The sequence below is a fragment of the Burkholderia sp. BCC1972 genome (assembly GCF_905339605.1).
Classification (GTDB): Bacteria; Pseudomonadota; Gammaproteobacteria; order Burkholderiales; family Burkholderiaceae; genus Burkholderia.
The window spans coordinates 133895-157683 of record NZ_CAJPGH010000011.1; the positions used below are offsets into that span (position 1 = coordinate 133895).

General features: G+C 67.8%; 22 protein-coding genes and 2 tRNA genes. 14 read left to right on the forward strand and 10 right to left on the reverse strand.

The window, feature by feature from the left end; translation table 11 throughout:
- Nucleotides 1-51 precede the first annotated feature (51 nt).
- The 3 genes from U5798_RS17810 (at nucleotide 52) to U5798_RS17820 (ending at nucleotide 1066) form a co-directional block, all read left to right on the forward strand.
- Nucleotides 52-127: transfer RNA gene (locus U5798_RS17810), tRNA-Glu, on the forward strand.
- Between the two features lie 73 nt (nucleotides 128-200).
- Nucleotides 201-277: transfer RNA gene (locus tag U5798_RS17815), tRNA-Asp, on the forward strand.
- 324 nt (nucleotides 278-601) lie between these two features.
- Nucleotides 602-1066: a GNAT family N-acetyltransferase gene (locus U5798_RS17820; protein WP_124450650.1), complete on the forward strand. Its 465-nt coding sequence runs from the start codon at nucleotides 602-604 to the stop codon at nucleotides 1064-1066.
- A gap of 25 nt (nucleotides 1067-1091) precedes the next feature.
- Here the strand turns inward: U5798_RS17820 and U5798_RS17825 are convergent, their stop codons facing one another.
- Nucleotides 1092-1970, reverse strand: a complete 879-nt coding sequence (locus U5798_RS17825; protein WP_124450648.1) for an AraC family transcriptional regulator — start codon at nucleotides 1968-1970, stop codon at nucleotides 1092-1094.
- A gap of 255 nt (nucleotides 1971-2225) precedes the next feature.
- On the opposite strand from U5798_RS17825, the gene U5798_RS17830 reads away from it, so the two are divergent.
- On the forward strand, nucleotides 2226-2642 hold the full coding sequence (locus tag U5798_RS17830; protein ID WP_124450646.1) for a gamma-glutamylcyclotransferase: 417 nt from the start codon (nucleotides 2226-2228) through the stop codon (nucleotides 2640-2642).
- Between the two features lie 135 nt (nucleotides 2643-2777).
- Here the strand turns inward: U5798_RS17830 and aceB are convergent, their stop codons facing one another.
- Nucleotides 2778-4370 (reverse strand): malate synthase A, encoded by a 1593-nt coding sequence (gene aceB, locus U5798_RS17835; protein WP_322082769.1) that lies wholly within the window; start codon nucleotides 4368-4370, stop codon nucleotides 2778-2780.
- 65 nt (nucleotides 4371-4435) lie between these two features.
- Nucleotides 4436-5197, reverse strand: a complete 762-nt coding sequence (locus U5798_RS17840; RefSeq protein WP_322082770.1) for a haloacid dehalogenase type II — start codon at nucleotides 5195-5197, stop codon at nucleotides 4436-4438.
- Nucleotides 5198-5350: 153 nt separating this feature from the next.
- Between U5798_RS17840 and U5798_RS17845 the strand changes: the two genes are divergently transcribed.
- The gene (locus tag U5798_RS17845; protein WP_322082771.1) at nucleotides 5351-6286 is read left to right on the forward strand and encodes a LysR family transcriptional regulator; all 936 of its coding nucleotides are present in this window, start codon (nucleotides 5351-5353) and stop codon (nucleotides 6284-6286) included.
- Between the two features lie 129 nt (nucleotides 6287-6415).
- The gene (locus tag U5798_RS17850; protein WP_124450640.1) at nucleotides 6416-6850 is read left to right on the forward strand and encodes a universal stress protein; all 435 of its coding nucleotides are present in this window, start codon (nucleotides 6416-6418) and stop codon (nucleotides 6848-6850) included.
- A gap of 204 nt (nucleotides 6851-7054) precedes the next feature.
- Here the strand turns inward: U5798_RS17850 and aceA are convergent, their stop codons facing one another.
- The 3 genes from aceA to U5798_RS17865 all read right to left on the reverse strand — a co-directional run bounded on the left by aceA (nucleotide 7055) and on the right by U5798_RS17865 (nucleotide 10941).
- Complete coding sequence (gene aceA, locus U5798_RS17855) at nucleotides 7055-8362, reverse strand: isocitrate lyase (protein ID WP_124450638.1); 1308 nt, start codon at nucleotides 8360-8362, stop codon at nucleotides 7055-7057.
- Nucleotides 8363-8760: 398 nt separating this feature from the next.
- Nucleotides 8761-10314: a DEAD/DEAH box helicase gene (locus tag U5798_RS17860; protein ID WP_124450634.1), complete on the reverse strand. Its 1554-nt coding sequence runs from the start codon at nucleotides 10312-10314 to the stop codon at nucleotides 8761-8763.
- A 357-nt stretch (nucleotides 10315-10671) separates the two neighbouring features.
- On the reverse strand, nucleotides 10672-10941 hold the full coding sequence (locus U5798_RS17865; RefSeq protein WP_124450632.1) for an acyl-CoA-binding protein: 270 nt from the start codon (nucleotides 10939-10941) through the stop codon (nucleotides 10672-10674).
- 147 nt (nucleotides 10942-11088) lie between these two features.
- On the opposite strand from U5798_RS17865, the gene tsaB reads away from it, so the two are divergent.
- Genes tsaB through U5798_RS17885 form a run of 4 tightly spaced genes read left to right on the forward strand, consistent with a single transcriptional unit; the run spans nucleotide 11089 to nucleotide 14297 of the window.
- The gene (gene tsaB / locus U5798_RS17870) at nucleotides 11089-11856 is read left to right on the forward strand and encodes a tRNA (adenosine(37)-N6)-threonylcarbamoyltransferase complex dimerization subunit type 1 TsaB (protein ID WP_124450630.1); all 768 of its coding nucleotides are present in this window, start codon (nucleotides 11089-11091) and stop codon (nucleotides 11854-11856) included.
- Nucleotides 11853-12353: a ribosomal protein S18-alanine N-acetyltransferase gene (gene rimI / locus U5798_RS17875; protein ID WP_124450628.1), complete on the forward strand. Its 501-nt coding sequence runs from the start codon at nucleotides 11853-11855 to the stop codon at nucleotides 12351-12353. Before tsaB ends, rimI begins: the two co-directional genes overlap by 4 nt.
- Complete coding sequence (locus U5798_RS17880) at nucleotides 12340-13335, forward strand: uracil-DNA glycosylase (RefSeq protein ID WP_322082772.1); 996 nt, start codon at nucleotides 12340-12342, stop codon at nucleotides 13333-13335. Before rimI ends, U5798_RS17880 begins: the two co-directional genes overlap by 14 nt.
- Nucleotides 13332-14297, forward strand: a complete 966-nt coding sequence (locus tag U5798_RS17885; RefSeq protein ID WP_322082773.1) for a DUF1853 family protein — start codon at nucleotides 13332-13334, stop codon at nucleotides 14295-14297. The genes U5798_RS17880 and U5798_RS17885 overlap by 4 nt, the downstream gene beginning before the upstream one ends.
- A gap of 18 nt (nucleotides 14298-14315) precedes the next feature.
- On the opposite strand, the gene thiD is transcribed toward U5798_RS17885, so the two are convergent.
- Nucleotides 14316-15125 carry a bifunctional hydroxymethylpyrimidine kinase/phosphomethylpyrimidine kinase gene (gene thiD / locus U5798_RS17890; protein ID WP_322082774.1) on the reverse strand — a complete coding sequence of 270 codons (810 nt, stop codon included), beginning with the start codon at nucleotides 15123-15125 and terminating at the stop codon, nucleotides 14316-14318.
- Between the two features lie 58 nt (nucleotides 15126-15183).
- Entirely contained in the window at nucleotides 15184-16491 is a 1308-nt protein-coding gene (gene lplT, locus U5798_RS17895; protein WP_124450620.1) for a lysophospholipid transporter LplT, read from the reverse strand.
- A gap of 218 nt (nucleotides 16492-16709) precedes the next feature.
- On the opposite strand from lplT, the gene alr reads away from it, so the two are divergent.
- From alr to U5798_RS17910, 3 genes are all read left to right on the forward strand, one after another.
- The gene (alr, locus tag U5798_RS17900) at nucleotides 16710-17780 is read left to right on the forward strand and encodes an alanine racemase (RefSeq protein ID WP_124450618.1); all 1071 of its coding nucleotides are present in this window, start codon (nucleotides 16710-16712) and stop codon (nucleotides 17778-17780) included.
- Between the two features lie 11 nt (nucleotides 17781-17791).
- Nucleotides 17792-19168: a DNA repair protein RadA gene (radA, locus tag U5798_RS17905; RefSeq protein WP_124450616.1), complete on the forward strand. Its 1377-nt coding sequence runs from the start codon at nucleotides 17792-17794 to the stop codon at nucleotides 19166-19168.
- A 146-nt stretch (nucleotides 19169-19314) separates the two neighbouring features.
- A complete protein-coding gene (locus U5798_RS17910) occupies nucleotides 19315-19581 on the forward strand; it encodes a DUF2866 domain-containing protein (protein ID WP_059904429.1) in 267 nt (88 codons plus the stop codon).
- Between the two features lie 161 nt (nucleotides 19582-19742).
- On the opposite strand, the gene abc-f is transcribed toward U5798_RS17910, so the two are convergent.
- Complete coding sequence (gene abc-f, locus U5798_RS17915; protein ID WP_124450614.1) at nucleotides 19743-21674, reverse strand: ribosomal protection-like ABC-F family protein; 1932 nt, start codon at nucleotides 21672-21674, stop codon at nucleotides 19743-19745.
- 136 nt (nucleotides 21675-21810) lie between these two features.
- Here abc-f and U5798_RS17920 point away from each other — a divergent pair, with 136 nt between their 5' ends.
- Nucleotides 21811-22290: a glutathione peroxidase gene (locus U5798_RS17920; RefSeq protein ID WP_322082775.1), complete on the forward strand. Its 480-nt coding sequence runs from the start codon at nucleotides 21811-21813 to the stop codon at nucleotides 22288-22290.
- A 33-nt stretch (nucleotides 22291-22323) separates the two neighbouring features.
- On the opposite strand, the gene cls is transcribed toward U5798_RS17920, so the two are convergent.
- Nucleotides 22324-23763, reverse strand: a complete 1440-nt coding sequence (gene cls / locus U5798_RS17925; protein ID WP_322082776.1) for a cardiolipin synthase — start codon at nucleotides 23761-23763, stop codon at nucleotides 22324-22326.
- Nucleotides 23764-23789: the final 26 nt, after the last annotated feature.

A 23789-nucleotide genomic window follows, 5' to 3' on the forward strand; every position in this document is an offset into this window, starting at 1 on the left:
AAAGAACGTTTTTTGAACGGGCTTTCTCGTTAAAGATGTAAGCAGTACGTTGTCCCCTTCGTCTAGAGGCCTAGGACATCACCCTTTCACGGTGAGTACAGGGGTTCGAATCCCCTAGGGGACGCCAGATTTCGGCGTCGTTCGAACAAACGACGCGCCGGCAGGAAGTAACCGACGCCTGCCAGGCAAGCAGCAAGACTGGAGCGGTAGTTCAGTCGGTTAGAATACCGGCCTGTCACGCCGGGGGTCGCGGGTTCGAGTCCCGTCCGCTCCGCCAGAAAATGAAAAAGCCCGCCTTGTGCGGGCTTTTTCATTTGCGTCGTCGATTGCGCCCGCTGGCGGGCGGGTGACTGCGGAGCGGAGGAAGCCGCCTGCGCGGCTTCCGGCGGGACTCGAAGGGATGCGCGTGCACGCGCAGCCGCGGCCTGCGGGATGTAGGCGAGTCCCGTCCGCTCCGCCAGAAAATGAAAAAGCCCGCCTTGTGCGGGCTTTTTCATTTGTGTCGTCGATTGCGCAAGCACCTCACCGCTACGAGAAATTCGCGATTGCATCCGCACGCGACTGCGCTATCGTGGCGAGATGCGTTCTTGACCCCTGCGTGATGCTCGATCCGACCGACCTGCGACTCCTGTATCAGCTCCGGCCCGCGGAGCCCGGCGACTTCCCGTTCGCCGAAGCGCTGACGCACGGCAACATGGGCAGCTACTACAAACGCCATGGGCTCGTGTGGCGCAGCGACCTGTTCTACGCGAGCTGGCGTGAATCCGAAAACTTCATCCTCGAGGCCGACGGCGAGCGCATCGGCGTGCTGCGCGTGACCGAGGAGGGCGATTCGCTGCACATCCGCGACGTGCAGATCGCGGCCGGCCATCGCGGGCAGGGCGCCGGCACCTTCCTGCTCGACATGTCCCATCGCTGGGCACGTGCGCGCGGGCTGCACGAACTGCAGTTGCGCGTGTTCGTCGACAATCCCGCCGCGCGTCTTTACCTGCGCATGGGCTACCAGGTCACCGGGCCGCGGCTCGCGCAACTCGGCTCGATCCGCCACATGGTGCGGCCGGTCTGAAGGCCTGACGATCCGGTGCGTGCGGTCAGCGACCCGTGTCGATCACGTCGTCGTCGGGCGTTTCGTCTTCCTCGAAGCTGCCTTCCGCGCCGCGATGCTCGTAGCCGCGCAACATGAATGCGCGCGGGCTTTGACCGAATGCGCGGCGGAACATCGCCGAGAATGCGCTCTGGCTCTGGTAGCCGAGTTCGCGCGCGATATGCGACAGCGGGCGCCCCTGGTTCAGCAGCGGAATCGCACGCGCGAGCAGCGCCTGCTGCCGCCACTGCGAAAAGCTCACGCCCAGTTCCTGCTTGAAGAGCCGCGAGATCGTGCGCGTGCTCGCGCCGACCTCGCTCGCCCAGTGTTCGAGCGACTCCGCATGCGCCGGGTGCGCGAGCACCGATTCGCACAGCATGCGCAACCGCTTCTCGTCGGGCATCGGGACCGCGAGCGGCAACGGCTCGGCGTGACTCAGTTCGTCGAGCACGAGCCCGCACAGCAGCCGCTCGCGCGCGGCGCTCAGGTCGCGTGCATCGAGCGCGACGATCAGTTCACGCAGCAACCCGGTCACTTCGACGACGCGGCACGCGTCGAGGCCGTCCGGCACGATCGATTCGTCGATATACAGCGTGCGCAAATACGCCTCTTCGACGATCACGACCTCGTGCGTCACGTGCGGCGGCACCCAGATCGCACGGGACGGCGGCACCATCCACGTCGTGCCGGTCGTCGCGACGCGCAGCACGCCGCGCGACGCGTACGCGAGCTGCGCCCATGCATGCGTGTGCAGCGGGATGCGGCGGCCGGCATCGACCTGCCGTGCGCGTACGCGCATCGGATGCACGGCGGTCGGCGCGAATTCGGGCGGGATGTCGATGACGTCGTACGGGTTCGAGGCGTCGGCTTGGACGGGCGAATTCATGGGCGGTTCGGGCAGCGCGGCGGCGATGCCGTTATTTTAGAAGGCGCAGCGCTTGCGCATGCGGCGGTTTTCCGGGAGATCATGCCGTGTTCAAATGAACTTTGTATGGGCGCCGGCGATTTCCGGACGGCGGCCCGCGGCCGCGCGCCGGCGGGTTCGAACCATCGGGCCGGTATCGTGGTCTATCGATGCAGGCGCATTTTCATGTGAATCGCGCACGAACACGGCAATCACAAATCGAAGAGGAGAACCACGATGCGCTACGTATTCGTCTACGGCACCTTGCGAGCCGGACAGGCCAACGACATCGGCCATGCGGCCGCACGACACGGCATCGCGACGCCGACGCTGCTCGGCGCGGCCGCGCTGCCGGGCGAGCTGTACGATTTCGGTACGTATCCGGGGATGATCGCCGGGACGGCGGCCAGCCGGTCGCTGGTCTGGGGCGACGTCTACGAAGTCGACGAGCGGCTCGTCCCCGTGCTCGACGAGATCGAGCGTGTCTATCCGGGCGTCGACTCGCTGTTCAAGCCGGAAGAGGTGACCGTCGAGCTCGGCGGCCGGCAGTACGCGTGCCTGTATTACCCGATCGCCGCACATGCGATAGCCGGGCGTCCGCGCATCGCGTCGGGTGACTGGGTCCAGCACCGGCGCGAGCAGGAAGCCGCCTGAACGTCCCGGCAGCAGCCGGGTTCGCGTCAAAAGAAATAGCGCCCCGCAAGGGGCGCTATTTTCATGTGGCCAGCGCATGCGACGGGCAGCGTGGCATGCGAGGTTGCCGGCCGCCGGTCGCTGCGTGCCGCGTCGTCAGATTTCCTCGTACAGCGGCAGCGTCAGGAATTCGGTGAAGCCTTCCGACGTCGACATCTGTTCGAAGATCGCCGCGGCGCGCTCGTACGGCTGCGTGTTGCCGCCGACCGAGCGCTTCACGTTGTCGAGCTCGGCCTTCGCGAACTCGCGCACGAGCTCGGCCGTGACCTTGCGGCCGTCGTCGAGCACACCCTTCGGCGAGCGGATCCACTGCCACACCTGCGAGCGCGAAATCTCGGCCGTGGCCGCGTCCTCCATCAGGTTGTGGATCGGCACGCAGCCGTTGCCGTCGAGCCACGCACCGAGGTAGTGGATGCCGACGTTGATGTTGTTGCGCAGGCCCGCTTCGGTAATCGGTGCTTCCGGCTGGAAGTCGAGCAGGTTCCTGCCTTCGACCTGCACGTCGTCGCGCTGCTTCGCGATCTGGTTCGGCCTGTCGCCGAGCACCTTGACGAACTCTTCCATCGCGATCGGCACGAGGCCCGGGTGCGCGACCCAGCCGCCGTCGTAGCCGTCGGTCGCGTCGCGCTGCTTGTCCGAGCGCACGCCGCCCATGGCCTTGTCGTTCGCTTCCGGATCGTTCTTGATCGGGATCAGCGCGCTCATCCCGCCGATCGCCGGCGCGTTGCGCTTGTGGCACGTCTTCAGCAGCAGCAGCGCGTACGCGCGCATGAACGGCACCGTCATCGTGATCTTCGAACGCTCGGCCAGGCAGAAGTCGCGGTCGTTCTTGAACTTCTTGATCGCCGAGAAGATGTAGTCCCAGCGGCCGGCGTTCAGGCCCGAGCTGTGTTCGCGCAGCTCATACAGGATCTCGTCCATCTCGAACGCGGCGAGGATCGTCTCGATCAGCACCGTCGCGCGGATCGTGCCGCGCGGCACGCCGATCGCTTCCTGCGCGGCGACGAAGATGTCGTTCCACAGGCGTGCTTCGAGATGGCTTTCCATCTTCGGCAGGTAGAAGTACGGGCCCGAGCCGCGCGCGATCAGCTCCTTCGCGTTGTGGAACAGGAACAGCGCGAAATCGAAGATGCCGCCGGACACGCGCTGGCCGTCGACCGTCACGTGCTTTTCGTCGAGGTGCCAGCCGCGCGGACGCACGATCAGCGTCGCGACCTTGTCGTTCAGCCGGTACGACTTGCCGTTCTGTTCGAGCGAGATCGTGCGGCGCACCGCGTCCTTCAGGTTGATCTGGCCGTCGATCTGGTTCGTCCAGCTCGGTGCATTCGAATCCTCGAAGTCCGTCATGTACGAATCGGCGCCCGAGTTCAGCGCGTTGATGATCATCTTGCGCTCGACGGGGCCGGTGATCTCGACCCGGCGGCATTGCAGGTCGGCCGGCAGCGGCGCGACCTTCCAGTCGCCTTCGCGGATCGACTTCGTCTCGGCCAGGAAATCGGGGCGCTCGCCCGCGTCGAGGCGCTTCGTGCGCTCGACGCGCGCCTGCAGCAGCGTCTGGCGGCGCGGTTCGAACGTGCGGTGCAGCGCCGCGACGAGTTCCAGTGCTTCGGGCGTCAGGATCGCTTCGTAACCCGGCTGGATGTCGCCGGTGATCGTCATGCCTTGCGGCAGCGTGATCGGGGTGCTCATGAGTCTCATCTCCTTGGTCGGTCAGTTGCGGTTTCGGTGAAGGGGGAAGGCGGCAGCTGCGAGCGTCATGCACCCGGGCCGGGGCGCGTGCGGTTTGCGGGCTTGCCGGACGGAGCCGGGGCGGCGAGGAAGTCGAGCAGGTCGGCCATGCCGGTGCCCGTGCCGTCGGGCGGCGCGCCGAGTTCCTCGGCGGGCGCGCCCGTGCGATTGAGCCAGAACGTCGTGTAGCCGAACCAGACGGCACCGGCGACGTCCCACGCGTTCGACGACACGAACACGATGCCGCGCGGGTTCGACCCGAACGCGGCGGTGCCGAGCGCGTAGGCGGCCGGGCTCGGCTTGTAGGCACGCACGGTGTCGGCCGACAGCACGCGATCGAACAGCCCGGACATGCCGGCGCTCTTGATCGCGATGTCGAGCATCTGCGGCGTGCCGTTCGACAGGATCCCGAGCGGCGGGCGCGGTTCGAGCGCACGCAGCTTGCGCAGCGCGGGCACGGTGTCGGGATAGGTGGACAGGCACGCGTATTCGTCCATCAGCCGCTTTTCGGCCGCGCTGTTCAGCGCGAGCCCGAGCCGGCGCGCGGCGAACCGCAGCGCGTCGAGCGTGATGTCCCGGAACGGGCGATAGCGCGCGCCGGCCGGATCGGCGAGCGTGCGCAGTTGCGAGTATTCGATCTGCTTGCGTCGCCACAGCTGCGACAACCGTTCCCCGTGTCCGGGAAACATCTGCTCCGCCGCGGCCAGCACCGCACGCACGTCGAACAACGTGCCGAATGCGTCGAAGAGGATTGCGTCGGGAGAGGAGAGTGTCGTTGTGGCCGACATAGCCTTGCGCTCCAGTTTCAGAGGTCGGATCGATTCTATTCGTGATCGTATTCACTAAAAAAGACGCTATTCATCACTTGATCTTTTACTTTCATATACCTAATCTTGGCGCTTTAAGCGATTTGAAGGGCGGCCGTGCCGTCCTTGCGACTCATGGACCGGTTCAAGCAGATCGAAACGTTCGCCGCGGTCGCGGCGAAGGGCAGCCTGTCGGCGGCCGCGCACGCGGAAGGCGTCGCGCCGGCGATCATCGGCCGCCGCCTCGACGCGCTCGAGGAGCGGCTCGGCGTGAAGCTGCTGGTGCGCACGACGCGCAAGCTCACGCTGACATTCGAAGGTTCGGCGTTCCTCGAGGATTGCCAGCGGATCATCAACGACATGCAGAACGCGGAGGCGAGCGTGTCCGCCGGCGGCGTCAAGGCGAGCGGCCACCTGCGGATTTCCGCGCCGGCCGGCTTCGGCCGGCGGCATGTCGCGCCGCTCGTGCCCGAATTCAGCGGCGGGCACCCGGACGTGTCGGTCACGCTCGATCTGTCCGACCGGATGGTCGATCTCGTCAACGAGGGGTTCGATTGCGCGGTGCGGCTCGGCGAGCTGCCCGATTCGTCGCTCGTGTCGCTGAAGCTCGGCGAGAACCGCCGCGTGTGCGTCGCGTCGCCCGCCTATCTGGCGCGGCGCGGCACGCCGACCACGCTCGCGGAGCTGGCGCGGCACAACTGCCTCGCGCTTGCGGCGAACGCGAACCAGCAGCGCGGCTGGGCGTTCCAGGAGGACGGCCGGGTCGTGTCGATCCGCGTGAACGGCACGATGGAATGCTCGGACGGCGCGGTGCTGCACGAGTGGTGCCTCGAAGGCTACGGCCTGGCATGGCGCTCGTGGTGGGAGGTCGGCGAGGACATCGCGGGCGGCCGGCTCGTCAGCGTGCTCGATGCCTTCGAGGCACCGCCGATCGGCATCCACGCGGTGTTCCCGCAGCGCCGGCACTTGCCGCTGCGCGTGCGCCTGTTTCTCGACTACCTGAAGCACACGTACGAGCAGCCCGGCTATTGGGGCGAGCAGGCGGCGCGCGCCCGCGCGTTTCCGATATGAGGGCGAACCCGCTGCCGGTGCCAGTCGGGCGATTTCGCGCACTACACTCGTAGGAGGCATGTCCGGCGCGTCGCGGCCGGTCCGGAAGGGATCGTTGCGTGCGGCGTGCGATAGACGAAGGAGGGCGCGATGTTCCGGCACATCCTCGTTCCAACCGACGGTTCCGAACTGTCGCGCAAGGCGATCGACGGCGCGATCGACCTGGCACGCGCGGTCGGCGCGCGCGTGACGGCGTACGCGTGCCTGCCGCAGTATCCGTACTCGCCGTTTTCCGAAGTGATCATCGAGCCGCCCGCCGATTTCCGCGCGCGCAGCGAGCGCGAGGCGCGTGCGCACCTCGACGAGGTGGAGGCCGCCGCGCAGGCGGCCGGCGTCGCCTGCGACACGTGGACGAGCGTCCACCCGTCGCCGTATCTCGGCATCATCGAGGCGGCCGAACGCGGCGGCTGCGACGTGATCTTCATGGCGTCCCACGGACGCCGCGGGCTCGGCAGCCTGCTGATCGGCAGCGAGACGCAGCGCGTGCTGACCCATACGAAAATTCCGGTGATCGTTTATCGGTAGGGCATCGCCGCCCGTGGCTGCACGGGCAGCGTCGCAAAAAAAGGCGCGCCGGACGAAGCCGGCGCGCATCGTTGCAGGCGGCCCGCAGGCCGCGCGGCCGGTCGCGCGATTGGTATCGCGCGCCTGCCGTCTCCTCCCTGATTGTTGTCCGGTGGCCGGTGCCGCGCCGTGATGAGGCGCGCACCGGCGTGACGCCTGTGCGTGTTACGCGACCTTCTTGCCGTCGAAGAACTGTTCGTCTTCGGTCGAGCCGTGCAGCGCGGTCGTCGACGCTTCGCGCTCGACCGTCTGCGTCACTGCGTCGAAGTAGCCGGTGCCGACTTCGCGCTGGTGCTTGACGGCCGTGAAGCCCTTGTCGGCTGCCGCGAACTCGGCCTGCTGCAGTTCGACGAATGCGCTCATCTGCGTACGGGCATAGCCGTGCGCGAGGTTGAACATCGAGTAGTTCAGCGCATGGAAGCCCGCCAGCGTGATGAACTGGAACTTGTAGCCCATCGCGCCGAGTTCCTTCTGGAACTTCGCGATCGTCGCGTCGTCGAGGTTCTTCTTCCAGTTGAACGACGGCGAGCAGTTGTACGACAGCAGCTTGCCCGGGAACTGCTTGTGGATCGCTTCCGCGAACTTCTTCGCGTACTCGAGATCGGGCTTGCCCGTTTCGCACCAGATCAGGTCGGCGTACGGCGCGTACGCGAGGCCGCGCGAGATCGCCTGGCCAAGGCCCGGCTTCGTGCGGAAGAAGCCTTCCACCGTGCGCTCGCCCGTCAGGAACGGCTTGTCGTTGTCGTCGACGTCGGACGTGATCAGGTCGGCCGCTTCCGCGTCGGTGCGCGCGACCAGCACGGTCGGCGTGCCCATCACGTCGGCCGCGAGACGGGCGGCCGACAGCTTCGCGACGGCTTCGCGCGTCGGCACGAGCACCTTGCCGCCCATGTGGCCGCACTTCTTCACCGACGCGAGCTGGTCCTCGAAGTGGACGCCCGAAGCGCCGGCCTCGATCATCGCCTTCATCAGTTCGAACGCGTTCAGCACGCCGCCGAAACCGGCTTCCGCGTCGGCGACGATCGGTGCGAAGAAGTCGACATAGCCCTCGTCGCCCGGGTTCTTGCCTTCCGACCACTGGATCTGGTCGGCGCGCGTCAGCGTGTTGTTGATGCGCTTCACGACGAGCGGCACCGAGTTCGCGGGGTACAGCGACTGGTCCGGGTACATTTCGCCCGCGACGTTCGCGTCGCCGGCCACTTGCCAGCCGGACAGGTAGATGGCCTTCAGGCCGGCCTTCACCTGCTGCATCGCCTGGTTGCCGGTCAGCGCGCCGAGTGCGTTGACGAACGGCTCGTGATTGATGAGGCTCCACAGCTTTTCCGCGCCGCGCTTGGCCAGCGTGTGCTCGATCGGGACCGAGCCGCGCAGGCGGACCACGTCCTCGGCCGAGTAGCCGCGCTTGATGCCCTTCCAGCGCGGATCGGTTTCCCATTGCTTTTGCAGTTCCTGTGCCTGTTGCTGACGCGACATGATGAGCTCCTTGATGCGGTGTGTTGCCTGATGTGCCGAATCCGACGATCGTGATGCGGTTCCCGAAGCGGGGCGCGAGGCATTCCGTTTCGCGAGGTCTTGTATAAGAGTCTAGGCAAATCGGCAGGCGCGAGACAGGGGGCTTGTCCGTCGAGCGGGTAAATTTTTAAGTGTTTTAAATCAAACACTTGCATTTCTTATTTCGAGATAAGAAACGCTTTTTTTCATCCCGCAATCGTGCGGGTTGTGCCGTGCAGCATGATTTTTTACGACGCAAAAAATTTTTCCGCATCGTGAAATGTGGGGCGGGACGAAAAAAAACCGGCGCAGGTGCGCCGGTTGGCTGGATGGGTAGGCGCCCATCCGTGGGGCGGCGGCGAGGCGCCGCCCGTGCGTGCTTACGACGCGGAGTTGCTGCGGCGCGGGCCGCCGCTGCGCTGACCGTCGCGACGCGGGCCGCCGTCACGGCTGCCACCCGGCTTGCCGCTCCAGCCGCCGCCATTGCCGCCGCCGTAGCTGCGGCCGTTGCCGCCACCGTTGCCGCCATAACCGCCGCCCGGCTTGCCGCCGAAACGTCGACCACCGCCGTTGCCGCCGCCCGGACGGCCGCGGCCGCCGGTGCCGCCGTTACGCGGGGGCGCCTTGCGCGGCTCGAAACCTTCGATCACGTTGACCGGCAGCGGCGCGCGCACGAAGCGCTCGATGCGCTTGAGCGCGCCTTGCTCGGCGTGGTGCACGAGGCTCACCGCCGTGCCCGAACGGCCTGCACGGCCGGTACGGCCGATACGGTGCACGTAGTCTTCCGCGAACTTCGGCAGGTCGTAGTTGAACACGTGCGTGATGCCCGGGATGTCGATGCCGCGCGCCGCGACGTCGGTGGCCACCAGCACGCGCACACGGCGCTCGCGCAGCGCACGGATCGTGCGGTTGCGCGCGCCCTGCGGCAGGTCGCCGTGCAGCGCAGCCGATTCGAAGCCTGCGTCGGCGAGACGGCCGGCGAGCTGGTCGGCGTCGATCTTCGTTGCCGTGAAGATGATCGCCTGGTCGAGCGCGTCGTCGCGCAGCAGGTGATCGAGCAGGCGATCCTTGTGGTCGCGGTCGTCGACGTAGTGCACGGTCTGCGCGATGTTGGCGCGCGACTCGAGGCGCTGCTGGATCTCGATGCGTTCCGGATCCTTCAGCAGGCGGCTCGTCAGCGAACCGATCTTGCCGTCGAGCGTGGCCGAGAACAGCATCGTCTGGCGCGACTCGGGCGTGGCGGCGACGATCGTTTCGATGTCTTCGATGAAGCCCATGTCGAGCATGCGGTCGGCTTCGTCGAGCACGAGCATCTTCAGTTCCGACAGGTCGATACGGCCGCGCTCGAGGTGATCGAGCAGGCGGCCCGGCGTGGCGACCAGGATTTCCGGGTTCTTCGCGAGCAGCATCAGCTGCTGGCCGTAGGCGACGCCGCCGAGGATGCTGACCGTACGCAGGCGCTTCAGGTGCTTGCCGTACGTCGATGCGGCCGTGGTGACCTGCATCGCGAGTTCACGGGTCGGCGTCAGCACGAGCAGGCCCGGGCGCGCGACGGGTTGCGGGCGGCGCGCACGGCGGTCGCCCTGGTTCGGTTCACGCGGCGTGCGCGGTTGCTGCGCCTGCGTCTTCTGGAGCTGCGCGAAACGTTCGATCGCGGGCAGCATGAATGCGGCGGTCTTGCCCGAACCGGTCGGGCTGGACACCAGCAGGTCGCGGCCGGCGATGCCGGCCGGAATCGCGCGCTGCTGGACCGGCGTCGGCTTCACGTAGCCGGCGGCCTGCAGCGCGGAGACGATCTCCGGCGACAACCCGAGCGACGCGAAGCTCGGCTCGTCCGACGCCGGTTCGACCGCGGCCGGTGCGGCGGCGTCGTCGAGACCGAGCGCCTGGTCGGCGATCGCGTTGAGCGGGCTGGAGTTGATGCTCGAAGTCATAACAATCCTTGAAACACAGTGGGTGAAACGTCGGCGCCAATCGCGCATACCCAAGTCGTCGGATTCAGCGAGCAAATCGGGAAACGGGTGCAATCCGCCGAACCGTCGGCGGATGAGGCATTAGAAGCTGTTTTGGGTGCGGCGCGCTTCAGGAGCGGGGCCGCCAGCCTAGTTGACGACCGCAAGGGTCGAAGCAGGAGGGGACAGGTTCTAAACCGGATTGGAGCTTAACGCTACGAGGCGTCTTGCCGGAACGGCTTGAAGCCGAGCGCGGGGGGTGACGCAGGCAGCATTATAAAGAGATTTGCTGCGCTGCGCCAGTGATTTGATTGCCTATTGTGCCGGCGGGCGATTCGGTCAGGAAGCCGTGCCGTTTTTCAGCGATTCGACGAGTTCGACGTACTGCTGCTTGGCCGCATCCGGCGACGTGCCCTTCAGCGCGTCCCACGCGTCGTACTTGTACTTGCCGACGATGTCGGTGAAGCCCGGCTTGTCGCCGTGCGCGTCGCCATCGGTCGCCTGCTTGAAGAGCGCGTAGAGGCGCAGCAGGGTCAGGTTGCCTGGGCGTTCGGTCAGTTGCTTGACGTCGATCTGGGCCTGGTCGAATTGGGCGGTGAGGTCGCTCATCGGGTGTCTCCGTAAGGGTTTCAGGTCGGGCGATCTTAACAAGCGGACCGCCGCGCGGGGTCGAGCGATCCTTCCAAACCGCCGCCGGTGCCGCGCGGGCGCACAGATCGGTCCCGATCGCCCGTTGGAGCGGGGCGCCGCATTACAATGTCGGCCATGACGCAAACAGTGCTCCTCGCCATCGATACGTCGACCGAATACTGCTCGGTCGCGCTGCTGCGCTCGGCCCACGCCGATGACGCCGTTTCCTCTCCGCAAACCTGGGTCCGCCACGAACCGACGGGCGCCGTGTCGAGCACGCGCGTGCTGCCGGCGATCCAGGAACTCTTCGCCGAATCCGGGCTGACGCTCGCCGACTGCGACGCGATCGCGTTCGGCGCGGGCCCCGGCTCGTTCACGGGCCTGCGCACCGCGACGGGCATTACGCAGGGCCTCGCATTCGGCGGCGGGTTGCCGGTCGTGCCGATCGGCACGCTGCTCGCGTGCGCCGAGCACGCGCGGTTGCGCGCACCCGGCACGACCCGCGTGCTGGCCGCGCTGGACGCGCGGATGGACGAAGCCTACTGGGCCGATTTCGAATGGGACGACGGCGCCGGCGACTGGCGCACGCTGCATCCGGCTTCGCTCGATGCACCGGGCGCCGTCGGCGTGCCCGATGTGCCGTTCACGCTCGCGGGCAATGCGGCCGCCGCGTTCGGCGCGCAGTTGCCGGCCGCGTCGCGTGCGGCCGTAATCGACAGCGACGCGATGCCGCATGCGCTCGCGGTCGCGCATGCCGCGCTGCGCGCGTTCCGCGCCGGGCGGGCGGTGCCGGCCGATCAGGCTGCGCCTGAATACGTGCGCGACAAGGTCGCGCAGACGACCGCCGAGCGCATCGCGGCACGCGCCGCGCAGACGGGCGGAGCGAAGGGATGACGGGTGTCTTGCTGAGCGACCGCTATCTGGCGCCGATGACGGACGCCGATCTCGACGAGGTCGTCGCGATCGAGCGCGTCGCGTACGAATTCCCGTGGAGCCGCGGCAACTTCGAGGATTCGTTGCGCAACGGCTACCTGGGCGTGTGCCTGCGGCACGTGACGGGGGCGCTCGTCGGCTATTGCGTGCTGATGCCCGTGGTCGACGAAATGCACCTGCTGAACCTGTGCGTCGCGCCGGCCGCGCAGCATGCGGGCGCGGGCCTTGCGCTGCTGCGCGAGGCCGTGCGAATTTCGCGCGCGGAGCGGCTCGACGGCATGCTGCTCGAGGTGCGGCCGTCCAATCCGCGCGCAATCCAGCTGTACGAGCGGTTCGGTTTCGTGACGATCGGCCGCCGCAAGAACTACTATCCGGCGAAGCATCGCAGCCGGGAGGACGCGATCGTGATGCGTCTGACGTTGAACAAGGACGAGGGGGACGCGCATGGCGTGGGCTGAAGCGGCGCTCGAGGAACTGGGCCTCGCGCAGATCTGGGTGCGGCGCGGGCAGCGCGCGGATGAAGGCGCGGCGGCCGAAGCGCCCGCCATGCCGCAAGCCGGTGCGGCGGGCAGCGCCGCCGCCGGCGGGGACGAACGACCGGCGCGCCAGGCACGTCAGCCGGTGCAGGACGACAGGCCGGCGGCGGATGTGCGTGCCGCCGATGCCGCACCGGCGCGAGTGTTCGAGCGCGATCGCGTGCCCGTGCCGGTTGCCGCGGCCGGCACGATGCCGCCGATGGACGACGCGCCGCTTGCCGGCGCCGACGATTTCGCGTGGTTCGACGCGGCGCCGCCGGGTGATCCCGTGCCCGTGCCGGCCGCCGAATCGCGCCCCGCCGGCACGCCGGTTGCCGCGCTCGACTGGGACGCGCTGGCCGCGCGCGTGGCCGACTGCACGCTGTGCCGTCTGTGCGAGAAGCGGACCAACACCGTGTTCGGCGTCGGCGACCGCGAAGCCGACTGGATGCTGATCGGCGAGGCGCCGGGCGAAAACGAGGACAAGCAGGGCGAGCCGTTCGTCGGCCAGGCCGGCAAGCTGCTCGACAACATGCTGCAGTCGCTGTCGCTCAAGCGCGGCGACAACGTATACATCGCGAACGTGATCAAGTGCCGCCCGCCCGGCAACCGCAACCCGGAACCGGACGAGGTCGCGAACTGCGAGCCTTATCTGCAGCGCCAGGTCGCGCTCGTGAAGCCGAAGCTGATCGTCGCGCTCGGTCGATTCGCCGCGCAGACGCTGCTGAAGACGGACGCGAGCATCGCGTCGCTGCGCGGTCGCGTGCATGCGTACGAAGGCGTGCCGGTGATCGTCACCTATCATCCGGCATACCTGCTGCGCAGCCTGCAGGACAAGTCGAAGGCGTGGGCCGACCTGTGCCTGGCGCGCGACACGTTCCAGCGTGCAGAGGGCGCCGACACGAGCGGGCCGGCCGGGCAATGACGACCGGCGCGGCGTACGCATTCGTCGATACGCTGCGCGACGCCGCGGTGCGCGACCTGGGCTGGCTGCTGGCCAGCCCGAGCCTGCTGACCGCGGTGCCGGGCGCGCCGCTTGCGCGACCGTGGCCGGATGCGGCCGGGCGCTCGGCCGTTCAAGCGTGGCTCGCCGCGCTCGATGCGCAGCCCGAGCCGCTGCATCGCGCGCTCGACGGCTTCCGGCCGACCCGGCTCGGCCGTTACGCGGAATGCCTGCTCGAATATTTCCTCACGCACGGCCCGTCGCTGCGGCTCGTCGCGGCCAATCTCCCGCTGCGCAGCAACGGCAGGACGCTCGGCGAAGTCGATTTCCTCGTCGATGCGCCGGACGGGCAGCGCCTGCACTGGGAACTCGCGGTGAAGTGCTATCTGTGCGCACCGGTGCACGAGGGCGCGACGCTCGCCGATTTCGTCGGCCCCAATCTCGTCGACCGGTTCGACCTCAAGCGCAGCCGGCTGCTCGATCACCAGTTGCGGCTCGGCGAGCACGACGGCTTTGCGCGGCTCGGCTATGGCGCACCGTCCGACGCGCAGATGTTCATCAAGGGCTGGCTGTTCTATCCGCACGGCGCGCCGTTGCCGCCGGTGTCAGCGGAAATCGCGCCGGATCATCCGCATGGCTTCTGGCTGACGCACGCGCAGTGGCCGGCGTGGGCGGCCGCGCAGCCTGCCGGCGCCGCGTGGAGCGTGCTGCCGAGGCTGGCGTGGCTCGCGCCGCGATTGACCGCCGCCGGCGCCGGTTTCGCGCCCGAACCGCTGGCGGCCGCGTTGGAACTGCCGCACGTGTTGACGACACGCGAGGCGCCGGCGCTGATCGGCATCCATGAAAAGGGCAGTGACGGCACATGGCGCGAAAGGGCGCGCGGCTTCGTCGTGCCGGACGACTGGCCGGCACGCGCGCAGGCGTTCGCCGCGCAGGATCACTGACGCCGCTTCAGCCGGCGCTTACCACCAGCGATGGAAGTGATGGACGGGGCCGACGCCGTGGCCGACGTCGAGGCGGCCGCTCGCGGCGATCGCGCCGGTCAGGTAGGTCTTGGCTTCGCGCACCGCGCTTTCGAGGTCGGGCTGCTGCGGCAGCAGGGCGGCGATCGCCGACGACAGCGTGCAGCCGGTGCCATGCGTGTTGCTGACCGGCACGCGCGCACCGTCGAGCCGCACGGTACGCGCCGCTTCGACGAGCCAGTCGGGGCTCGCGGACGCATCGGGCAGGTGGCCACCTTTCATCAGCACGGCGCGCGCGCCTGTTTGCAGCAGCGCCTGGCCTTGCCGGACCATGTCGTCCTCGGTGGCGGCGGGCGCATCGTCCAGCAGGGCGGCCGCTTCGGGCAGGTTCGGCGTGACGACCGTCGCGAGCGACAGCAGCACGTTGCGCAGCGCATCGACCGCGTCGGGCGCGAGCAGCGCGTGCGCGCTCTTCGAGATCATCACCGTGTCGAGCACGACGAAACGCGGCGCGTAGCGCCGCAGCGCGTCGGCCACCGCGTGGACGATCGCCGCGTTCGCGAGCATGCCGATCTTGACCGCATCGACGCGGATGTCGTCGAACACCGCGTCGAGCTGCGCGGTCACGAACGCGGCGTCCGGCGCATGCACGCCCGTCACGCCGCGCGTGTTCTGCGCGGTCAGCGCGGTGATCACGCTCGCGCCGTATGCGCCGAGCGCGGAAAACGTCTTCAGGTCGGCCTGGATGCCTGCGCCGCCGCCCGAATCGGAGCCGGCGATCGTCAGGATGTTGGGGATCGGATGCGTCATGAGGGCAACGCGCCGGTTCGAAGACCGGCGCCGGCGGACGGAAACGGAAAGTGTAGCCTTAGTGCCGCGATTCGCCGATCAGCGCGACCGAGTCGAACTGGCGCTGGTTCGCCTGGTGGCGGCGCATCACGAGCCACATCGTCAGGCAGACGAACGTGCCGAACAGCACGATCACGACGCCGACCGGCACGTCGAGCCAAACGAGCACCGCATACAGGCACAGCATCACGAGCACCGACAGGTTCTCGTTGAAGTTCTGCACCGCGATCGAGTGGCCGGCCGACAGCAGCACGTGGCCGCGATGCTGCAGCAGCGCGTTCATCGGCACGACGAAGTAGCCCGACAGCGCGCCGACGCACATCAGGAAGATGTACGCGATGATCAGGTAGACGGGCATGCGCAGATGGCCGACGTGCACGGCCCAGTTCGACGGGAACAGGTCGCGCGTGTAGAACGCCATCAGCATCACCGCGATGCCCATGATGATGCCGACGGGCAGCACGGTCAGCGACTTCTTCAGCGGGATGCGCGCGGCGGCGGCGATCGCGCCGGCCGCGACACCGACCGCGACGACGGCCTGCAGGATCGCGCCTTCCGACAGCGACATGCCGAGCGACACTTCGGCCCATTTCAGCACGATGAACTGCAGCGTCGCGCCGGCACCCCAGAACAGCGTCGTGACGGCGAGCGAGATCTGGCCGAGCTTGTCGCGCCACAGCACCATGAAGCAGTCGGCGAAATCCGTGAGCAGCTTGACCGGGCCGCGCTCCTGCTTCGGGTAGCGGGCGCCCGTGTCGGGAATGCGCAGGTTGAACAGTGCGGCGATCACGTAGATCGCCATGATGATCGCCATCGCGGCTTCGGCGGGCGTGCCGATCCAGTCGGGCGTGTGCGCGATCACGTGCGATGCGATGTGCGGGCTGATCAGCGCGCCGCCGAGCACGGTGCCGAGGATGATCGAGCTGACGGTCGTGCCTTCGATCCAGCCGTTCGCGGCGACCAGCCGGTCGGCCGGCAGCAGCTCGGTGAGGATCCCGTATTTGGCGGGCGAGTAGGCCGCGGCGCCGAAGCCGACGATCCCGTATGCGATCAGCGGATGGGCGCCGAACAGCATGATCATGCAGCCGACCACCTTGATCGAGTTGGTGATGAACATCACGCGGCCCTTCGGGCGCGAATCCGCGAACGCACCGACATATGCCGCCAGCACCACGTACGACAACACGAAGAACAGCTTCAGCAGCGGTGTCATCCAGTTGGGGGCGTGGAGGTCTTTCAGCAGGGCGATGGCGGCGATGAGGAGCGCATTGTCGGCCAGCGACGAGAAAAACTGCGCGGCCATGATGGTGTAAAAACCTTTTTTCATCTGATGCGATGCTTTCGTCGCCGGGGCAGGGCCGCGTAGGCCGCCTGGTATGCGATCGGCTTATTCCGTTCGAAATGGGTTGTGCGCACGGCTTTATAACATGAAAATACGCCAATTCGGACTAGCAAGATTCCCCGATCGTTCCGCAAATTGTCGGCTTCGGTGCTCAAAAGGCGCGGTAAGCTGATGATTCGCAAGCGTCTTTACGTAAATTTCCCATGCCGCGCCCGATCTCCGCCACCATCCACACCGCCGCTCTCGCGAACAATCTCTCCGTGGTCCGCCGCTTTGCCGGCCCGTCCAAGGTCTGGGCGGTCGTCAAGGCCAACGCGTACGGCCACGGTCTCGCCCGCGCGTTTCCGGGCCTGCGCGGCACCGACGGCTTCGGCCTGCTCGACCTCGACGAGGCCGTGAAGCTGCGCGAGCTCGGCTGGGCCGGCCCGATCCTGCTGCTCGAAGGCTTCTTCCGCTCGACCGACATCGACGTGATCGACCGCTACAGCCTGACCACCACGGTCCACAACGACGAGCAGATGCGGATGCTGGAAACGGCGCGGCTGTCGAAGCCGGTCAACGTGCAGCTCAAGATGAACAGCGGGATGAACCGGCTCGGCTACATGCCGGAAAAGTACCGCGCGGCGTGGGAGCGCGCCCGCGCGTGCCCCGGCATCGGCCAGATCACGTTGATGACCCATTTTTCGGACGCGGACAACGAGCGCGGCGTCGCCGAGCAGCTCGCGACCTTCGAGCGCGGCGCTGAAAGCATCGCCGGCGCGCGCAGCCTCGCGAATTCGGCGGCCGTGCTGTGGCATCCGGACACGCACTTCGACTGGGTGCGGCCGGGCATCGTGCTGTATGGCGCGTCGCCGTCCGGGCTGTCGGCCGATATCGCCGACACCGGGCTCAAGCCCGCGATGACGCTCGCGTCCGAGCTGATCGCGGTGCAGACGATCGGGAAGGGCCAGGCGATCGGCTACGGTTCGACGTTTTCCGCGCAGGCGCCGATGCGGATCGGCGTCGTCGCGTGCGGCTATGCAGACGGCTATCCGCGCGTCGCGCCCGAAGGCACGCCGGTGATCGTCGACGGCATCCGTACGCGGATCGTCGGCCGCGTGTCGATGGACATGATTACCGTCGACCTGACCCCGTGCCCGCAGGCCGGTGTCGGTGCGCGCGTCGAGCTGTGGGGCAACGCGCTCCCGATCGACGACGTCGCCCGCCAGTGCGGGACGATCGGTTACGAGCTGATGTGCGCGGTCGCCGGCCGCGTGCCCGTGCGAGCGGAATAAGGGCGTCGCGCGTGGCCAAACAGAAAACCGTTTATGTCTGCAGCGAGTGCGGCGGACAGACCCCGAAGTGGCAGGGCCAGTGCCCGTCGTGCCAGGCGTGGAACACGCTGGTCGAATCGGTCGCCGAAACGCCCGCTGCCCATCGTTTCCAGTCGCTCGCGAAGCGGGCGCCCGTGCAGCGTCTCGTCGACATCGAGGCGGCCGACGTGCCGCGCTTCTCGACCGGCATCGGCGAATTCGACCGCGTGCTCGGCGGCGGGCTGGTGCCGGGCGGCGTCGTGCTGATCGGCGGCGATCCCGGCATCGGCAAGTCGACACTGCTGCTGCAGTCGCTCGCGGACATCGCGAGCGAGCGGCGCGCGCTCTATATCAGCGGCGAGGAATCGGCCGCGCAGATCGCGTTGCGCGCACAACGGCTTGCGCTGCTCGACGGCGGTGCGCCGGCGGACGAGCTGAAGCTGCTCGCCGAGATCCAGCTCGAGAAGATCCAGGCCGCGATCGACGCGGAGCGGCCGGACGTGGCCGTGATCGACTCGATCCAGACCGTCTATTCGGAAGCGCTCACGTCGGCGCCGGGCTCGGTCGCCCAGGTGCGCGAATGCGCGGCGCAGCTCACGCGCATCGCGAAACAGTCGGGCACCGCGATCATCATGGTCGGGCACGTGACGAAGGAAGGCAACCTGGCCGGCCCGCGCGTGCTCGAGCACATCGTCGACACGGTGCTGTACTTCGAAGGCGACACGCATTCGTCGTTCCGGCTCGTGCGCGCGTTCAAGAACCGCTTCGGTGCGGTCAACGAGCTCGGCGTGTTCGCGATGACCGAGCGCGGGCTGCGCGGCGTCGCGAATCCGTCCGCGCTGTTCCTGTCGCAGCACGAGCAGGTCGTGCCGGGCTCGTGCGTGCTCGTCACGCAGGAAGGCACGCGGCCGCTGCTCGTCGAGGTCCAGGCGCTCGTCGACACTGCGCACGTGCCGAATCCGCGCCGGCTCGCGGTCGGCCTCGAACAGAACCGGCTCGCGATGCTGCTCGCGGTGCTGCACCGGCATGCGGGCATCGCGTGCTTCGACCAGGACGTGTTCCTCAACGCGGTGGGCGGCGTGAAGATCACCGAGCCGGCGGCCGACCTCGCGGTGCTGCTCGCGATCCATTCGTCGATGCGCAACAAGGCGCTGCCGAAGGGGCTGATCGTGTTCGGCGAAGTGGGGCTGGCGGGCGAGATCCGGCCGTCGCCGCGCGGGCAGGAGCGACTGCGCGAGGCGGCGAAGCTCGGCTTCACGTCCGCGCTGATTCCGAAGGCGAATGCGCCGAAGCAGCCGATCGAAGGGCTGAACGTGATGGCCGTCGATCGGCTCGAGCAGGCGATCGACCGCGTGCGCGATCTCGAGTGACCGGCCGCGCCGGCACGCGGGCCGGGCCTGCCGGCGATCTGGCGCGTAATTCGCTGTAAAGAATATGTAGGCTGCTGTAACCCGCCGGACATCGCTTTTCCCTATCCTTTGCCGGATTGTCGAACCGCGCAATGCGAAGGGAACCTATGTTGAAATCGTATGGTGAAGCGCCGGGCGGACGCCTTTACAACCTGCGCGGCTGCCGCGTGTCGGAGCCGATTCGCCAGCCGTGGGGCGGCGGATGCCGGATCGTCGAATGGATCGACGACGAAGGGCGCCTCGCGCGCAAGGTCGTGTCCGAGGACGTGACGGAAGCGGAAGTCGCTGCCGCGATCCGGCGGCCGACCGAGGGGCGCCGGCACCTGATGGGCGACGACGAGCAGATGCCGCGCGATACGCTGCCGCGGCGCTGAGCCGGCGGCGCGGCGAATCGCCGGGCAGCGGCATTCCAGTCAACAGGCCGGGCCAGTGCGCCCGGCCTTGTCGTATCGGGGCAAGGACAAGGCCCGGCGGGGTGTCGATCACCCGCGGCGGCCGGCGCGCCATGCGCGCGTATCGGCCGCGGCGTTCAGCCTCAGCCGATCTGCTCGAGTTCTTCCTGCGCGGCGAGCCAGTCGGCCTCGACCGTCTCGAGGCGCGTGTTGACGTCGCCGAGCTTGCGGATCGCGTCGGTCAGCTCGGTCTTGCGCTCGGCTTCGTAGCTCGCCGGATCGGCGACGAACGCGTCGAGGCGCGCCTTCTCCGCGTGCAGCGTCTCCATTTCCTTTTCGAGCTTCGTGATCCGGTTCTGCAGCGGCTTCTTCAAGACCGACAGGCGTTGCCGTTCCTCGGCAGCCTGCCGCTTCTGGTCCTTGCGGTTGGCCGCGGCGCCGGCGCCCGACGACGCCGCGCTGTCGGCCTTCGCGGCCGCGCGTTGCTCGGCCGCGTGCTGCAGCAGCCAGTCGCGGTAGTCGTCGAGGTCGCCGTCGAACGGTTGCAGCCGGTGCTTCGCGACCAGCATGAACTGGTCGGTCGTCGCGCGCAGCAGGTGGCGGTCGTGCGACACGAGGATCAGCGTGCCTTCGAACTGCGCGAGCGCCATCGTCAGCGCGTGGCGCGTTTCGAGATCGAGGTGGTTCGTCGGTTCGTCGAGCAGCAGCAGGTTCGGCTTCTGCCAGATGATCAGCGCCAGCGCGAGGCGCGCCTTTTCGCCGCCCGAGAACGGGCCGACCGCGCTCGTCGCCATGTCGCCCGAGAAATTGAAGCCGCCGAGGAAGTCGCGCAGTTCCTGCTCGCGCGTGTCGGGTGCGAGCCGCGCCAGGTGCGCGAGCGGCGAATCGTCCTCGCGCAGCGTTTCGAGCTGGTGCTGCGCGAAATAGCCGATCGTCAAACCCTTGCCGTCGCGCACGTGGCCCGACAGCGGCGCGAGCGTGCCGGCCAGCGTCTTGATCAGCGTCGACTTGCCCTGGCCGTTCGCGCCGAGCAGGCCGATGCGCTGGCCGTTCTGGATCGACAGCGCGACGCGCTCGACGATCGGGATGTCCGTTCCGTCGTCGGCATGGTAGCCGCAGCGGACGTCTTCCATCACCATCATCGGATTCGGCGCGGCATCGGGCGTGCGGAATTCGAACGTGAACGGCGACGCGATGTGCGCGGGCGCGATCAGCTCCATCTTCTCGAGCGCCTTCATCCGGCTTTGCGCCTGCTTGGCCTTGGTCGCCTTGGCCTTGAAGCGGTCGACGAAGCTCTGCAGGTGCTCGATCGTCTTTTGCTGCTTTTCGTAGGCGCTTTGCTGCAGCGCGAGTTGTTGCGCGCGCAGCACTTCGAACTGCGAGTAGTTGCCGCCGTAGCGCTTCACCTGGCGGTTTTCCAGGTGCAACGTGACGTTGCAGATCGAGTCGAGGAATTCGCGGTCGTGCGAAATCACGACGAGCGTGCCGGGGTAGCGGTGCAGCCAGTCCTCGAGCCAGACGATCGCGTCGAGGTCGAGGTGGTTCGTCGGTTCGTCGAGCAGCAGCAGGTCGGAGCGGCACATCAGCGCCTGCGCGAGGTTCAGGCGCATGCGCCAGCCGCCGGAGAAGCTGGCCACGGATTCGCGCGTCTGCGCGAGCGTGAAGCCGAGGCCGAGCAGCAGCGCTTCGGCGCGGGCCGGTGCGGTGTAGCCGTCGGCGTCGGCGAACGCCGCGTGCGCGTCGGCCTCGGCGGCGCCGTCATGCGCGGCCGAAGCGGCGGCGATGCGCGCCTCGATCTCGCGCAGCGCGGCGTCGCCGTCGAGCGTGTAGTCGAGCGCCGAGCGCTCGACGGCGGGCGTTTCCTGCGACACATGGGCGATCCGCCACGACGGCGGCATCGAGAAATCGCCTCCGTCGGAATGCAGCTCGCCGCGCAGGACGGAAAACAGCGTCGACTTGCCGGCGCCGTTCGCGCCGATCAGGCCGGCCTTCTCGCCGGGATTGAGCACGAACGACGTCGACTCGAACAGCGGCTTGGTGCCGCGTGCAAGGCTGAACTGATTGAAACGGATCACGGCGGAAATGACTGGCCAAAACCGCTATTCTAGACTGCGCGCCGGTCGCGCCGGGCATTGGCCGCTCGGCGGATGCCGCAACGGCGCAATTTCGCCTAGACTCCACGTCGATCCGGTTTCATAAAAGGAGTGCCCGATGTCCACCCTGTATTCGTTCAGCGCAGAGACGCTCGCCGGTGCGCCGGTATCGCTCTACGCGTATCGCGGCAAGGTGCTGCTGATCGTCAATACCGCGAGCGAGTGTGGTTTCACGCCGCAGTACGCGGGCCTGCAGAAGCTGTACGACCAGTACGCGGCGCGCGGCTTCTTCGTGCTCGGTTTCCCGTGCAACCAGTTCGGCAAGCAGGAGCCGGGCGACGCTGCGCAGATCGGCGCGTTCTGCGAGCGCAACTACGGCGTCACGTTCCCGATGTTCGCGAAGATCGACGTGAAGGGCGATCATGCGCATCCGCTGTACCGCTACCTGACCGACGAGGCGCCCGGCATTCTCGGCCTCAAGGCGATCAAGTGGAATTTCACGAAATTCCTGGTCGATCGCGACGGGCGTATCGTCAAGCGCTACGCGCCGTCGACGAAGCCCGACGAAATCGCCGCGGATATCGACAAGCTGCTGTGAGGGCGGCGGGCGGCGCCAGCGCCGCCCCGGCCGTTACAGGATCGGCGCGAACAGCCGCGCGACGTGCATCGCGATGCGCCGCCACGCGGGCGACTGGCGATATTCGTTCGCATCGACCTCGTATGCCTGCGCGAAGTCGGCATCGAGCATCGTCTCGACTTCGCCGGCGAACGCGCGGTCGACGGTCAGCACCATCACCTCGAAATTGAGCCGGAACGAACGGTTGTCGAGGTTCGCGCTGCCGATCGCCGCCGCGATAGCGTCGATCAGCACGACCTTCTGGTGCAGGAAGCCCGGCCGGTAGCGGAACACCTTCACGCCCGCATCGACGAGGTCGCGCGCGTACAGCTTCGACGCCTCGAACACCACGTAGTGATCGCGCCGGCTCGGGATCAGGATGCGCACGTCGACGCCGCGCATCACCGCGAGCTTCAGCGCGGAGATCACGGCTTCGTCGGGGACGAGATACGGCGTGGTGATCCAGACCCGCTCGCGCGCGGCATTGATCGATTCGACGAAGAACAGCGAGCCGGTTTCCTGCTTGTCGGCCGGCCCCATCGGCACCGCGAGGCAATGCATGCCGTCGCCGGGCTGCGCGGGCGGCGGCAGCGCGATCGGCGGCAGCTTCTGCGTGGCCCAGTGCCAGTCCTCGGCGAATACGTACTGGATGCTCGCGACCACCGGGCCGCGGATCTCGATGTGCGTGTCGCGCCAGGGTGACAGGCGCGGCTTCGCGCCGAGATACTCGACGCCGACGTTGTGACCGCCGACGAACGCGCGATTGCCGTCGACGACGACGATCTTGCGATGGTTGCGGAAGTTCAGCTGGAAGCGGTTGACGAACTTCCGGTTGGTCGCGAACGGATGGACTTCGACGCCGCCCCGGCGCAACGTGTCGACATAGCTGTGCGGCAGGTCGAAGCTGCCGATGCTGTCGTACAGCAGGCAGCAGCGCACGCCGGCCGCCGCGCGTGCGAGCAGCGAGTCGCGCAGCATCCGGCCGAGCGCGTCGTCGCGCACGATGAAGAACTGAACGAGCACGTAGTCGCGCGCCGCGTCGATCGACGACAGGATGGCGGAGAACGTCGCGTCGCCGTTCACGAGCGTGCGCACCGAGTTGCCGCCGAGGAACGGCATGCCGCCGAGTCGCGTGAGCGCGAGCACGGCAGCTTGGCCGAGCGCGTCGGCGGCCGGCCCGTCGGTCGCGTCGGTAGCGCGCCACGGCGAGCGTGGCGTGTGCGTGCGCAACATTTCCAGCTCGTGGCGCCGCGCGTCGACGTAGCCGGAGAACTTGCTGCGGCCGAGGAACAGGTACGGCACGAGCGTCAGGTACGGCATGGCCGCGAGCGAGACGGCCCACGCGATCGCGCCTTGCGACGTGCGCGTGTTCATGATCGCGTGGCACGCCGCGACGATCCCGAGCACGTGGATGGTCAGGATCAGGGTGCCGAGATGTAGCCAGTCGAGGGTCATGGGCGCGTGACGGACTCCTGAAGTCG

Excerpts from the sequence above, each read along its gene's own strand:
- U5798_RS17820 (WP_124450650.1), top strand. The coding sequence starts at position 602 with ATGCTCGATCCGACCGACCTGCGACTCCTGTATCAGCTCCGGCCCGCG.
- U5798_RS17830 (WP_124450646.1), top strand. The coding sequence starts at position 2,226 with ATGCGCTACGTATTCGTCTACGGCACCTTGCGAGCCGGACAGGCCAAC.
- aceB (WP_322082769.1), bottom strand. The coding sequence starts at position 4,370 with ATGAGCACCCCGATCACGCTGCCGCAAGGCATGACGATCACCGGCGAC.
- tsaB (WP_124450630.1), top strand. The coding sequence starts at position 11,089 with ATGTCGGCCATGACGCAAACAGTGCTCCTCGCCATCGATACGTCGACC.
- U5798_RS17845 (WP_322082771.1), top strand. The coding sequence starts at position 5,351 with ATGGACCGGTTCAAGCAGATCGAAACGTTCGCCGCGGTCGCGGCGAAG.
- U5798_RS17860 (WP_124450634.1), bottom strand. The coding sequence starts at position 10,314 with ATGACTTCGAGCATCAACTCCAGCCCGCTCAACGCGATCGCCGACCAG.
- U5798_RS17880 (WP_322082772.1), top strand. The coding sequence starts at position 12,340 with ATGGCGTGGGCTGAAGCGGCGCTCGAGGAACTGGGCCTCGCGCAGATC.
- U5798_RS17850 (WP_124450640.1), top strand. The coding sequence starts at position 6,416 with ATGTTCCGGCACATCCTCGTTCCAACCGACGGTTCCGAACTGTCGCGC.
- lplT (WP_124450620.1), bottom strand. The coding sequence starts at position 16,491 with ATGAAAAAAGGTTTTTACACCATCATGGCCGCGCAGTTTTTCTCGTCG.
- rimI (WP_124450628.1), top strand. The coding sequence starts at position 11,853 with ATGACGGGTGTCTTGCTGAGCGACCGCTATCTGGCGCCGATGACGGAC.
- U5798_RS17920 (WP_322082775.1), top strand. The coding sequence starts at position 21,811 with ATGTCCACCCTGTATTCGTTCAGCGCAGAGACGCTCGCCGGTGCGCCG.
- cls (WP_322082776.1), bottom strand. The coding sequence starts at position 23,763 with ATGACCCTCGACTGGCTACATCTCGGCACCCTGATCCTGACCATCCAC.
- U5798_RS17910 (WP_059904429.1), top strand. The coding sequence starts at position 19,315 with ATGTTGAAATCGTATGGTGAAGCGCCGGGCGGACGCCTTTACAACCTG.
- aceA (WP_124450638.1), bottom strand. The coding sequence starts at position 8,362 with ATGTCGCGTCAGCAACAGGCACAGGAACTGCAAAAGCAATGGGAAACC.
- U5798_RS17865 (WP_124450632.1), bottom strand. The coding sequence starts at position 10,941 with ATGAGCGACCTCACCGCCCAATTCGACCAGGCCCAGATCGACGTCAAG.
- U5798_RS17825 (WP_124450648.1), bottom strand. The coding sequence starts at position 1,970 with ATGAATTCGCCCGTCCAAGCCGACGCCTCGAACCCGTACGACGTCATC.
- thiD (WP_322082774.1), bottom strand. The coding sequence starts at position 15,125 with ATGACGCATCCGATCCCCAACATCCTGACGATCGCCGGCTCCGATTCG.
- U5798_RS17840 (WP_322082770.1), bottom strand. The coding sequence starts at position 5,197 with ATGTCGGCCACAACGACACTCTCCTCTCCCGACGCAATCCTCTTCGAC.
- U5798_RS17885 (WP_322082773.1), top strand. The coding sequence starts at position 13,332 with ATGACGACCGGCGCGGCGTACGCATTCGTCGATACGCTGCGCGACGCC.
- alr (WP_124450618.1), top strand. The coding sequence starts at position 16,710 with ATGCCGCGCCCGATCTCCGCCACCATCCACACCGCCGCTCTCGCGAAC.